The organism is Enterococcus sp. DIV0358 (genome assembly GCF_051713465.1).
In the GTDB taxonomy this organism is placed as follows: Bacteria; Bacillota; Bacilli; order Lactobacillales; family Enterococcaceae; genus Enterococcus; species Enterococcus faecalis.
The window spans coordinates 1,808,656-1,822,329 of the sequence record NZ_JBIOPX010000001.1; the positions used below are offsets into that span (position 1 = coordinate 1,808,656).

The 13,674-nt window shown below is 38.4% G+C and carries 9 protein-coding genes; 1 reads left to right on the plus strand and 8 read right to left on the minus strand.

Annotated elements, in window-relative coordinates; translation table 11 throughout:
- Positions 1-25: 25 nt before the first annotated feature.
- From IGK70_RS08865 to IGK70_RS08875, 3 genes are all read right to left on the minus strand, one after another.
- Positions 26-2,449, minus strand: coding sequence for a DNA translocase FtsK (locus tag IGK70_RS08865; RefSeq protein ID WP_071981491.1), 2,424 nt, complete (start codon positions 2,447-2,449; stop codon positions 26-28).
- Positions 2,450-2,762: 313 nt separating this feature from the next.
- Positions 2,763-3,974 carry an NAD(P)/FAD-dependent oxidoreductase gene (locus IGK70_RS08870; RefSeq protein WP_438775222.1) on the minus strand — a complete coding sequence of 404 codons (1,212 nt, stop codon included), beginning with the start codon at positions 3,972-3,974 and terminating at the stop codon, positions 2,763-2,765.
- Between the two features lie 28 nt (positions 3,975-4,002).
- Positions 4,003-4,908: a prenyltransferase gene (locus IGK70_RS08875; protein ID WP_002360016.1), complete on the minus strand. Its 906-nt coding sequence runs from the start codon at positions 4,906-4,908 to the stop codon at positions 4,003-4,005.
- A 121-nt stretch (positions 4,909-5,029) separates the two neighbouring features.
- On the opposite strand from IGK70_RS08875, the gene IGK70_RS08880 reads away from it, so the two are divergent.
- Positions 5,030-6,010, plus strand: a complete 981-nt coding sequence (locus tag IGK70_RS08880) for a polyprenyl synthetase family protein (protein ID WP_002378476.1) — start codon at positions 5,030-5,032, stop codon at positions 6,008-6,010.
- 79 nt (positions 6,011-6,089) lie between these two features.
- On the opposite strand, the gene cydC is transcribed toward IGK70_RS08880, so the two are convergent.
- From cydC to IGK70_RS08905, 5 genes are all read right to left on the minus strand, one after another.
- Positions 6,090-7,856, minus strand: a complete 1,767-nt coding sequence (cydC, locus tag IGK70_RS08885) for a thiol reductant ABC exporter subunit CydC (RefSeq protein ID WP_080488173.1) — start codon at positions 7,854-7,856, stop codon at positions 6,090-6,092.
- Entirely contained in the window at positions 7,853-9,586 is a 1,734-nt protein-coding gene (gene cydD, locus IGK70_RS08890; protein ID WP_002364369.1) for a thiol reductant ABC exporter subunit CydD, read from the minus strand. Before cydD ends, cydC begins: the two co-directional genes overlap by 4 nt.
- A 4-nt stretch (positions 9,587-9,590) precedes the next feature.
- Positions 9,591-10,604, minus strand: a complete 1,014-nt coding sequence (gene cydB / locus IGK70_RS08895) for a cytochrome d ubiquinol oxidase subunit II (protein ID WP_002356976.1) — start codon at positions 10,602-10,604, stop codon at positions 9,591-9,593.
- Positions 10,601-12,019, minus strand: a complete 1,419-nt coding sequence (locus tag IGK70_RS08900; RefSeq protein ID WP_002356974.1) for a cytochrome ubiquinol oxidase subunit I — start codon at positions 12,017-12,019, stop codon at positions 10,601-10,603. The genes cydB and IGK70_RS08900 overlap by 4 nt, the downstream gene beginning before the upstream one ends.
- A gap of 731 nt (positions 12,020-12,750) precedes the next feature.
- The gene (locus tag IGK70_RS08905) at positions 12,751-13,614 is read right to left on the minus strand and encodes an AraC family transcriptional regulator (RefSeq protein ID WP_071981494.1); all 864 of its coding nucleotides are present in this window, start codon (positions 13,612-13,614) and stop codon (positions 12,751-12,753) included.
- Positions 13,615-13,674 lie beyond the last annotated feature (60 nt).

A 13,674-nucleotide genomic window follows, 5' to 3' on the forward strand; every position in this document is an offset into this window, starting at 1 on the left:
ATTTATCTATTTTTGTTCTTTTTGTTTATTGTTCTGGTGTTTCAGGTGCTGCCTCTTCTGATTCCGCTTGTAGAAAGACTTTTCTTGGTTTGCTACCTTCTGATGGTCCAATAACTCCGTGTGCTTCCAATTCATCTACTAAGCGAGCCGCACGATTATAGCCAATTCTAAAACGTCTTTGTAGCAATGAAATACTAGCTGTTTGCATTTCAACCACCAAGTTTTTCGCTTCTTCAAACAACTCATCTCGAGGAGCTTCGCCACCGCCTGAAGTGGTCGGTTCATCTGTTGGCATCATGCTTTCTTGATATTCAGCTTCTTGTTGGTCCGTTACAAACGCAACCACTCGTTCGACTTCTTGATCAGAGATAAAGGCCCCTTGGATACGAATTGGTTTATTTTCTCCCATTGGTAAGAAGAGCATATCGCCTCGACCTAATAGTTTCTCCGCCCCGTTGGTATCAATAATGGTACGCGAGTCTGTCCCACTTGAGACTGCAAAAGCCATTCGAGAAGGGACATTTGCTTTGATGATTCCTGTAATGACATCCACACTTGGCCGTTGTGTCGCTAAAATCATATGAATGCCCGCTGCCCGTGCCATTTGGGCTAAGCGGATAATCGCATCTTCTACTTCGTTACTTGCCACCATCATTAAATCAGCTAACTCATCAACAATGACAACAATAAATGGCAGAATCGGACGATTTTCGCCATCTTCCGCATTTTTCTGTTGAATTAGTTGATTGTAACCAGTGATATTTCGGACGCCTGTTGCTGCAAATTTTTCATAACGAAATTCCATTTCTTGAACTACTTTTTGCAGGGCTTGTGCCGCTTTTCTCGGATTAGTAACCACTGGCGTTAATAAATGAGGAATCCCGTTATACACATTCAATTCCACCATTTTCGGGTCAATCATCATTAATTTTACTTCATGGGGTTTTGCTTGCATCAAAATACCTGTTATGATGCCATTGATAGCAACCGATTTCCCACTCCCTGTCGATCCCGCAATTAATAAATGCGGCATTTTTGATAGATCCGCAGTTTGAACCATCCCTGAAATATCTCGACCTAAAGGTACTTCTAATAGTTTATCTGGATGACTTGGTTGTGCCTCAACAATATCTCTAAAGGATACTGTACTAATTGCACTATTAGGAACTTCAATCCCAATTAGTGATTTCCCAGGAATCGGGGCCTCCATACGAACATCTTTGGCCGCAAGCGCTAAAGCAATGTCATCCGTCAAGTTAACAATTTTGCTAACTTTTACCCCAACAGCGGGTTGAACTTCAAATTTTGTGACAGATGGTCCTAAACTAGCTTTGACTACTTTAGCATCAACACCAAAACTCTTGAAGGTTTGTTCTAAGACGCCAATGTTTTTTTCGATTTTTTCATATTCACCACTTTGATCCGTTGCTTGAATTGTATCTAACAAATCAGTTGGTGGTAGTTGATAATCACGGTCTTCCGCTTCTTCAGAAATTTCAAATTCGAGAACACCAGCTTCATCTGCCGCTTCTTCTTCCTGCTCTCGTTGCGGTTTTGTTGCTGCAATTGGTGGTACAGGCATCGCCTGATTTTGCTGTTGAAACGAATCAATTTGAACAGGCGTTGGTGCGGCCGGTTCTTCCACCATTGGTTGGTGGGTTTCAACTGGTGTTTTTGTTAAGCGCTCGGCTGCCGCTTGTTCCATACGTTCCCGTTCTTGTAATTTTTGTTGGGCAGCGGCTTCAATTTTTGCTTGGCGTTCTGCAGCCCTAGCTTCTTTCTTCGCTGCTCGCTTTGCCTCTTTTTCTTCTTGTCGCGCCTGTGATTTTGCCGAAACATGACTTAGGCGATCTTGAATACTTTGGAAATGATCAACAATTTGCTGAAAATCCCACATACTCATCAAGAAAATACCCGCTAACAGTAGCAATGTGGCAATTAAATAGCTGCCAAATTGTGCCACCAAAAAGTACGTTCCTTGATAAAGCAGCGCGCCAATCATACCACCCCCTACGTTTTGCGTCACTTGGTTGGCTTTTAAATCACTTTGCAAAAATTCCCAAGTGTTACCTAAAATATCTGGTTGACTGCCACTAACATTTCGAAACATAAAGGCATGGAAAAATAACAAAACACTAATATAAATCAGAACAGCCCCAAAAATAGGGCGCCCTCTTTTTAACGGAAAATCTTTCCCATAAATCATGACTAATAAGCCATACAGGATTAGTAAAATCGCTGCAAATGGAAAGGTATTACCTACAACTAAGCGTAAACAATTTGCTAATAACGTGCCTAAAAACCCTAAGCGAAAGAGTCCGAAGACACCGAATAAAATAAATATCAGGCCAAGAAACATATAATTTAAACGTTCTTGTTGTTGCTGTTGTTTTTTGGTCTTTTTCTTTGTCGTACTTTTTTTCTTATTTGTTGCTCTTTTTTGTGCCATTTAACTTCCCTCTTTCCATCACTTCTCATTATACATAAAAATGGAATCGAACAAAAGTGCCCACCTCATTTTACTTAAAAAATCATGGAAATTTTTTAAAAACTTTCATTTAAGAAAAATGAGCGTGGGACAAAAATCACTTTGGATTTTTGCTCCACGCTCAAAAACTGATAAACGGCGGGAACAGAACCAACTCCTTCGGAAATAAGCCGAAATTCTCCAAAAATTAAAGAGCAATTTTCGGAAATTTCTTCTTATTTCTCGGAGCTAAACGGTTCTGTCCCGACCTCATTATTTCTTATTTTGCTGATTCTTAATGGTATAAGTCGAAACGACCTTTAGCCATCATTTCTTTGGTACCACCTGTTTCAAAGAGCGCTTTGTTCATGATAATTTTTTTCATGAATGAAGCTGGGTATCCTTTAATGTCTGTTTTACCAACAATTCCTAAAGCACGTGTATTTCCGACAGAACAAACAGAACCTTGTGATTTAAAGCTGAAAGGTTTAGTTGCTTCCCCTTTCAATTGTGCTTGAATATTTTTAGCAGCATGAGCGCCCATCTTCAAGGCGATTTGTGCTGTTGTTGGGTAAGGTCGATTAGTTTCTGTATCCATCACTGCTGAGCAGTCACCAATAATATAGACGTTGCTATGGTTCGCATCTGTTAAATCTGGTTGAACCATGACACGACCACGACGAGCTTCAAAGCCAGAATCGCCTACAACGTGGCTTCCACTAACACCCGTTGTCCAAATAATTGTTTTGGCAGAAAGTTCTGCCAAGTCGCCTGCTTCGTTATCTTGATAAACAACTGCGCCTGGTTTGATTTCTTTAATCGGTTTACCTAATAATAAATGAATAGCTGAATCTTTTAATAATTGCACACCATAGTTCGCAAGTTTTTCGTTAAACATCGGCAATAGGCGAGTAACTGCTTCGACACAATAAATTTGGATTTGATCTGCTGAGACACCTGCGATTTCAGCAAATTTTGGTTTGTTTTCAACAAGAGAACCTAATAATTCAATCCCTGTAAAGCCTACTCCGCAGACAACAATTTTTAAGAATTCTTCGTTTTGAGTTGCTTTGTATTGACGCATTTGTTCTTGGATATGTTCATACACGTTTAAAGCCGTTTTCACATCTACCATTTGTAGAGCATGTTCTTGCACACCAGGGATACCAAATGATTCTGATTCAAACCCAAGAGAAACAACTAAGTAATCATAATTGATTGTTTGGCCATCTTCTAAAGCAACTGTTTGTGTTGCGGCATCAATTGTTTTAACTGTTCCTTGGATAAAGGTGGTCATTTTTTCATCGACAACATCCATAATATTGTATGTGATTTTTTCAGCTGGTTGTGTTCCAGCAGCAACTTCATGCAAGTCCGTTGCTTCGTAGTGATAGTTATTACGATCCACTAAAGTAATTTCGACGTCTTTGGCGCCTTTTTGTAATTCGCGTAATGTTTTTAAGCCTGCGTAACCAGCACCTAAAATAACAACATGTTTCTTATTCATTTTGATTCCCTTCCACTCTATAAAAAATTTACAGCCACCACAAACCTATGGCAAAAAATAGCACTTGTGCAGTTGCTCCCACAGCTAAGATCTTCACAGCACAAACAAATGTTTTACTCTTCACTTGTTCCTTCAATAAGGCTTGGGTTTGTTTCCGTACAAAAGGTAAAGTTAAAAGCATGAGTAACATTGTTGGCGGGGTTAATCCTAAACCGACAGCTAACAAAATGGCTAACATTGCTATTGTATTTAATCCGACGAATAATTTCAAAGAACTTGCTTTGCCAAGGTAATGAACTAATGTATATCTCTTGTTATTTTCATCTTCCTCTAAGTCACAGATATTATTTGCTAACATTAAGTTAGCAATGTAACAAGTGTTAGGTAAGGCGACTAAGAAAATCCCCCATAAATTAGCTGCTGACCAATTGAAAACTTCAAACGTATTAATGTAGACACAAATAAGGGTAATCATGAACCCCATTGTAAATCCTGAGAAAACTTCCCCTAATGGTAGACTGGACAAAGGTTTCGGTCCTGATGAATAAAAAATACCAATTAAGTAACAATAAAGACCCATAATTAATAACGGCCAGCCGACAATAAATGACAACCCAATCCCCATTAAAGCAGAAACGAGAATCATCCAAAAAATCATTTTGCGTATTAATGGCAAAGATAAATTTTCTCGACCGATAATATTCGTTTTTTCCTTATAATCATGGACTTCTGTGGCATGATGGTAATCATTATAATTATCTAAAATATCGACCGCCATATTGAAAATAAACATCGCAATGAAAAAAATTAAAACATAACCAACATGGAGCCGCCCATATTGGTACCAACTAAAACAAATTCCTAACAAAAATGGCAAAACACTAGCTGTTTTTGCTTTTAATTCTACTAATTCAAAAAATATTTCTCGATTCAAACTATCCCTCCGCTACTTTTTTACAAACTTTGTTACTTTTAAAACTTAATTACTGTATTTCTGTCGCCAATTCGTATACAATCAAATAGTATTGAACCACTGAAAGGATCGTAGTATATTTATGAACACATTTTGGAAGTCGTTTCCTGACGTTGAACGTTCTTTAACGGAAACATGTGAATTAATTGAACAAACGTTGCATACACGCAACGAAGACATTGAAGAAGCCTTAGTAACTTTGGCTCGTTCTGGCGGCAAATTATTACGCCCCGCTTTTTTCTTTCTTTTTGCTCAACTGGGTGATGAAGAAAAACAAGAGAAACAACAACTATTAAAAATAGCTGCATCTTTGGAAATCCTACATATGGCTACGTTGATTCACGATGACATTATTGACGATTCTCCATTGCGCCGAGGCGCTGTGACTATTCAATCACAATATGGTAAAGACGTGGCTGTTTACACAGGTGATTTACTATTCACTGAATTCTTTACTTTGATTGCAGATGCCATGAATGGCTCTGAATTTATGAAAATCAATGCACAAGGAATGAAACGGTTATTACTTGGTGAACTCGATCAAATGAGTCATCGATTTGACCGCCGCATGTCGATTCCTGCTTATTTAAGAAGTGTCAACGGCAAAACAGCCGAACTTTTTTCACTAAGCTGTCTTGAAGGGGCCTATTTCGGTCATAGTTCAAAAGAAGTCCAACGTTTAGCTAAACGAATTGGCCGTCATATTGGCATTGCTTTTCAAGTCTATGACGATATTTTAGATTACACTGCCGACACGGAAACTTTGAAAAAGCCCGCTTTAGAAGACTTGTCACAAGGTGTTTATACGTTACCCCTTCTCTTCGCTTATCAAGCAGCACCTGACGTATTCGGCCCTTATTTGGATAAAGGACGCGCCATTACCTTAGAAGAGGCAGCTGAAGTTGCGGCGCTAGTCAATGACTATCATGGCGTTACAGAAGCACAAGCTTTTGCTAAAAAAGTAACCAACAAAGCAATCACTGATATTCAACAATTGCCTGATGGCACAGCAAAAGAAACCTTACTTTCCTTAACTGAGCTCTTATTACATCGTTCATTTTAAACGTTTTATGGAAGAATTGCCATTAATTGAAATAGAAAAACGACTGATTGTTTGCTTTAATCAACAACCAGTCGTTTTTTTATTCCTCGAAAGAACTAATGCCACGATCAATTCGGTAAAGTTTTTGATAATGCGCATTGGTTGCAAGTAATTCTTCTGGCGTACCACTCATCTCTAATTGGCCATCTTCAATAAAGATCACTTGATCCATCAAAGTTACGCCTTGCAAATGGTGGGTAATCCAGATGACGGTTTTATCTTTTAATGCCTCAAAAAAGGTTTCCAGCAATTGCTGTTCTGTAATTGGATCTAAACCAGTAGTTGGTTCGTCTAATAACACAATCGGTGTATCTTGCAAAAGAATCCGCGCTAGCGCCAAGCGATGTCGTTCGCCACCAGAAAAACGCAAACCTGCTTCATCCACCATTGTTTGTAAACCTTCTGGTAATTGGGCAACCATTTCTTTTAAGCCAACTTTTTCTAAAACCGCCCAAACTTCTGCTTCGCTTGCTTCTTCTCTACCAATCCGAATATTATTTAAAATGGTTGTTCGAAATAGGTACGGTGCTTGATGCATAACCCCAATATATTCAGTCATCGTCTCACCAAATGCCTCAGTTGGGATATTTCCTAAAAGGATTTCTCCCGAAGTAGGCTGTAAATCACCACGAATGAGCGAAGCCAACGTACTCTTTCCGGAACCACTGCGCCCTAAAATCGCTAATTTTTGTTTTTCAGGAATTGTTAACGATAAGTCATTTAATACCTTTTTCGCTTGATTTTCATATGCAAAAGACAAATGTTCTATCGATAAACTGGTGCCATTTGGCTGAACAGGCGCTTCTGTTGAGTCATCTTCCCCTTCAGGAAGCTCATTAAAACGACGAATGGAATCCTTATAAATCGTTGTTTCCTGTGCTGCAGCAGGTAGCGGAGCAAAGGCATCAATTAACGGAAAAACGGTTAAAACAAAGGCACCAATCCAATTGGCTGCGCCCCCATGATTACCTGGAAACCGCACACTTGTCCAAGCTAAGACAGCAATCGCAATCACACCAAACAGAAGTTGTAAAACAAAGTCTCGGCCACGGTTAAATTGCTTCATTTTTTCATCTAATGCACGAACGTTTGCTTCATCTGTTTCATAACGAGCAACGAATTCAGAGCCTCGTTGACTAAATACCCAATCAGACACACCTAGAATATTGTCGGTTAGTGTTTGATATAACTCATTTTTGGCATATTTATGTTTTTCTTGACGCGCACCATTCACTAGAACTGAAACAAGTGGTAATAGAAAAACAACCACTCCTAACATCAGTAACATGCATAAAGCAAACCACCAAGAAAAGAAACCTAATGCAATCACTAAAAAGATATACAAAATCCAAGCAATAACGGTTGGGAAAATCGTTCGTAAATACAAGTTTTGGATATGATTAATATCCTCCGAAAGCAAACCTAAGATATCCCCAGTGCGATATTTTGTCTTAAAGAAAATCGCATCTTTTTCTAGTACATTATAAAGTTTCAAGCGCAGATCAGAGGTCATTTTTAACACCCAGTTATGACTCGTTAGACGCTCCACATAACGAAAAACAGGACGGCCAATCCCGAATGCTCTTGTTAAAACAATGGGAATATAAATTAATAAAATATTCTCTGGTAAGGAAGCCGCACGACTGATTAAGTAACCAGACGTAAACATTAATGCCCCTGCGCTAAAGAACGTCAAGAAGCCTAAAAGTAAGGCAAAATACAAGGTTTTTTTATAGCGTTTTAAGAAAGGACGAACCCATTGATCGTTTTTCCAAACGTCTTTCGTTGTCGGCTGTTTTTCCATCATTGGCGTCCTCCTCTCATTTGCTTCATTAATTGAACATAGTAGCCATCTTTTTCAATCAACTCTGCTAGCGTTCCTTGTTCCACTAATTGACCTTTTTCCATCACTAAAATGTAATCCATTTCTTCCATCCAATGCAGACGATGTGTCGCAAAAAAGACAAGATGATTGTTCATTAATGGCAACATGCGCTCTTTCATTTCAACTTCTGTTTCAATATCCAAATGCGCTGTCGGCTCATCAAACAGCAAGACGTGGCGTTTTTGATCGACAAAGGCGCGGGCCAACGCTACTCGTTGCGCTTGTCCTCCACTTAACATTCGACCACTTTCCCCAATCAAGGTATGAATTCCTTCGGGAAGATCTTTAACCAGCTCGTCTAAGCCAACTAACTGAATCGCTTGCTGAATCGCCTCATCTGTTGCTTCAGGTGTATAAAAGCGAATATTGTTTGCCAAAGTATCTTGGAAAATATATGGTGCTTGCGGAATATAAAGGATTTGTTTTTGCCAGTCTTTTTGTAAAAAATGTGGAATCGTTTGGCCATTTATCGCCAATTGACTCGTTTCTTCTGTTGGTAATAAAAAGCCGCTTAATAAATTAATTAACGTTGACTTACCAGAACCACTCGCCCCGATAATTCCAATCTTTTTGCGACCATCAACAGAGAATTGCAACGATTGAATCGCTTCTTGCGTTGCATCTTCATAGGAAAAATTTAACGCTGTGACTGACAACTGACTTTCTTGATGCCAATCATCTAACGTGAGCACATCGGTCTGTTCTGCTTCTGGCAATGCTAATACCGCTTGGATCGCTTGAAAAGAGTTTTTTCCATCTAAGGTTGCGTGATAATCACTTGAAAAATCACGAATCGGTAAAAAGAACTCAGGTGCTAAAATTAAAGTAACCAAGGCAGGAAATAATAAAATCGTGCCGTTTAATAAACTTAATCCAAGGAAAACTGCCACAACAGCTACCGATAATGTCGTAAAAAAGTCTAACGCAAAGGTTGATAAAATAGCAATTTTCAATGTACTCATGGTCGCTTTTCTGAATCGTTCACTTGTATGGTAAATACTTCCAGCATATTTTTTGCTCAACCCAAACAGTTTCAGCGTGTCAATTCCTCGCAAGGAATCAATAAAATGATTGGAAAGCATTTGAAACGCCGCATATTGCTTGTCCGCTTTACTTTGTGCTGCATAACCTAACACAATCATAAAAATAATAATAATCGGAAAAACAATCAGCAATGTTACGCCTGAACGAATATCTTGTGTAAAAACAAAGGCCAAAATAATCCAAGGAATAATCATCATATTCATCATTTTTGTCAAAATCAATTGTAAATAATTTTCGGTTTGACTGATGCCTTCTAAAGCCATGGTAACCATATTTCCAGTTCCATTTTTTTGAACAACATTTGGCCCCAAACGGAAAATTTTGGTTAATAATTGTTCGCGTAATTCTTTCGAGCGTTCATAACTAAATGTATCGAGCATTCTCTCACGAAAATACGTAATAACATGTCGACCAAGATAAAAAATAAAAAAGAGTAAAATACTCTGTAGTTGTTGGTTAAGATGCCCGCCACTCCAAAGGCCGACAATGGCTTTTGAAAGAAAAAAAGCTTGCCCAATTATAAAGACTGCTTGCAGGAAAGAAAAACCTGCAAGCAAGACAAGAATTTTTTTGATTTTAGGCATCTGTAAGATGTCTTTATCAATCATAGATTTAATACCCCTCTGGTACGGCTGTCTGTGAAATACGTTTTCTGAAAATATAATAGGACCAAGCAGTATAAGCTAACACGAATGGTAAAATGCTTAAAGAAATCCACGTCATAATTTTTAGTGTATATGGTGTGCTTGTTGCATCTTTAATCAACAAATCAAAACCTTCACTACCAATCATAACACGTGGGAACAAGCCACTGAACAAGAGAGCAACTAGTACAACTAATGTTAAACCACTCGCTAGAAAAGCTAACATCTCTTTGCGTTTAAACACCCCAACATTAGCAATGACCGTTAAGACCACAATTGCTAACGTTAAAATTAAAGTGACCGCAAAGTTCTTTTCATAAAAGTCCGTTTTGAAGTACATCAACACTGCAAAAACTACTAAACCGACATATAAAACGCCGTATAAGATTTCTGCATAATTTCGAGCACGTTCGCGAATTGGGCCTTCTGTTTTTAAAGCAATATAGTTCATACCGTGTAAGTAGCAAAGTAATGTTAAGGCTACACCACCAACAATTGAAAACAGATTAAAATAATCCGTAAATTGCGCATGCATATTGCCGTTTGCATCTAAAGGCATCCCTTGGACTAAGCTGATAAACAAAATACCAAAGAAGAACGGTACAAGGAAACTACCAATTGATAGCGTCCAGTTCCACATCCGACGACGTTTACCTTCCGGCATGTTGTGGCGGAATTCAAAGGAAACTCCGCGAATAATTAAGCCAAATAAAATCGTAAATAGAATTAAATAGTAGCCACTAAATAATGAAGCATACCAATATGGGAAAGAGGCAAACATTGCGCCGCCCGCTGTTAATAGCCAAACTTCGTTTCCGTCCCAAACAGGTCCAATTGTTGCAACGACTTGATCTTTTTCGTCGTCATTGTGTGCCAACGTTTGAACGGCCATTCCAACACCAAAGTCAAATCCTTCTAAGAAGAAGAAACCTGAGAACAAGACGCCGATAAGGACAAACCATAATAATTGTAGTGTACTCATTCGCCAAATACCCCCTTATCAAATGGATCCAACGCTGGTTCATTTTCTTTCGCTAATTTTTTCGCTTCATAGTCTGGTCCTTTACGTAATTCTAAAATGACCAAGTAAACCATGACACTACCTAAACCAGCAAATAATAAGAAATAAATGACATTTGACGTAATTAATGAAGCAACCGATACATTTGGTGAAACACTTTGTTCAATCGTAAATAATCCATAGACAGTCCAGGGATAACGACCTAATTCAGTGACTAACCAACCTGTTGTATTCGCAAGGAATGGTGCGAACGTACATAAAGCAACAATCCACAGCATCCATTTCTTCTCGTACAGAGATGGTTTTTTCTTCCTTGTAAAGAATAGTCCTAAGGCAGCAACCAATAACATTAAGGCACCAAAACCAGCCATGATACGGAAGCTCCAGAATAAAGTGTTAACTGGTGGATAATAATTTTTATCATCCCCATATTTTTCTACCAAGCGCTTGTTGACTGTATCCATTCCATCAACCGAACCTGATAATTTGTTATACGATAAAATACTTAGCATATACGGAATATCGATACCAAAAACTTGTTTATGTTCCCGTTCATCTGCCCAAGCAATCAATGTCCAAGCAGCAGGATCATCAGAGTCTTCATAGGCCCCCTCCATCGCCGCAAATTTCATTGGTTGTCCTTCAATTAGAGCTTTCATTTGCAAGTCGCCAGCTAATAAAACGCCGATTGAACCGAACAAAGTAACCCATAAACCAATGCGCATAGATGCTTTGTGGAATGAAATATCCCGTTTTTTCAACAATTGGAAAGCAGCCATACCAGCTACTGCCATGCCGCCCAATGTAAAGGCGCCCATGATAACGTGTGAAAATTCATACCAAACTTTTGGATTGCTGATGACAGCTACAAAGTCCACCATTTCAGCACGGCCATTATTGATGACATAACCTACTGGATGTTGCATAAAACTATTGGCAACTAAAATCCAGAAAGCAGACATCATTGAACCGAATACGACTAACCAGATAAAGGTTACGTGAACTTTTGGATTCATTTTATCCCAAGTAAAGATCCATAAACCTAAGAATGTTGACTCTAAGAAGAAAGCTAAGAGCGCTTCTACCGCCAACGGTGCCCCAAAAATATCTCCGACGAATCGAGAATAATCAGACCAGTTCATCCCAAACTGAAATTCTTGAATAATCCCGGTTACAACCCCAACAGCGAAGCTTAATAGGAATATATTTCCCCAAAACTTGGCCATTTTACGATAACGTTCCTCTTTTTTCACAACGTACATTGTTTCCATAATTGCTACAACAAGTGCTAATCCTATTGAAAACGGTACGAAGAAAAAGTGGAAAACTGTTGTCATCGCAAATTGGATTCTCGCCAATGTTACAATATCAAACATATTATTTCCTCCCTGATTTGCCTCCACACAAAGAAACAAGCTTACCTGAATTGTTCATTTCCATTAGCGATGACTCCTTTTATCTACGAAACTAAAAGAAAATTCAAGTGAACTTTTCCAAAAAGTGTGAAAATGCATGTAATATAGAATAATTCCAATCTAAGTATACAACTTTCTGAGGCAGAAACCAAACAATACAGAAGCATTTCTCACAATTTTTTTAGGTGCTACCAAGATTTCTTCCCTTTCTTCTATCAATAAAAAAAGCCCTTCCTAAAAAAAGGAAGAACTAATCTCAATCTATCAACATTTTGACTTATCACTTGATTAGTTTTCGAAAATCGAAGCAGCTCGTCTTTGATGATAAAAATTCTAATCTTGTGATGAAAATTACGGATTGCTTGTGGTGATAGTTTGTTTTTTAACAACATGGCTATAAAACAGGGGAGAAAAAGCCAAATCAAAAAAGTTTGTTTTGGTACCATTCCAAACAACATGACTCTAAAACTATAGTCATTATGCTGAACAAGGGTTTGTTGTTTTGGTACCATTCCAAACAACATGACTCTAAAACCTCGGAGAATTATTTTTTCTCCATGATTCCGTATTCGCATCACTTATCCATAGCTAGATTTCAGTTTAGAAGGTCTGAATTTTTTCTTCACGTTTATTATACCAAACTTTCTCCTTCTTGGCGGAAAAACCCACCATTTTTCAATGGTGGGTTTTCTTTATTTAGTAGCTGTAACAGCGAGCCAGATTTCACTATACTTAGCTTCTGCTGGTCCTTGATATTGCGTAAACGAAATTTCTGGTGCTGCAACGACTTGGTAACCAGATGAAGGCAACCATTCAGAGAATATCCTTGCCCAGGTTTCTTGTAAAGTTTGTGGGAAAGGACCTTCATTTGGAAAAACCGCCCATGTATGAGCAGGTACGCTTAGTTGCTCCAAATCTTCATAGGTATTTTCTTGCGAAGTGGCAAAGCCAATCATGTGTGTCATTTCTCCACCCTCTGTTGTTCGTCCCTCTTGAAAGTCAAAAGAAGCATTTACTACTTGATGAGGATATACATCATCAAATATATGCATTTCCGCTCGTTGTTGTGGTGTAATGCGCTGTGCTAATTCCATGATTGCTTGATTTTCCCCTTGATACTGCAAGGGAACCTTCTGACTAACTCCGACTATTTGAAACGCTGGTTTTTCAATCAATTTAACATCCATTGATTGTCCTCCTTTAATATCAATATAGAAAGAGAATTTAGGAAACGTTTTTTGGATTTGTGTTTTCATTACTTCAGAAGGGGCTTGTCCTGACCAATCGCGAAAAGCTCTTGAGAATCCTTCAATACTTTGATAACCATATTTAAAAGCTACATCTGTCACTTTTTCACCAGCAAGTAATGCTAAATTTGCTTCCGCCAAACGTCTCTTTTTAATATACTCAGCCAGACTCATCCCCGTAATAAACGAAAAAGTTCGTTTAAAATGGTAAACAGAAATCCCTGTCTTTTTCGCCAATTCATCGAAGGATACTTCTTCCGTTAAATGTTCTTCAATATAATCCATTGCTTGATTTAAATTTGCGAGCATCCGTGTCCCTCTCTTTCTATTTGAAAGTTTACTAAAGACCAACAAAGATGACTTGATTAT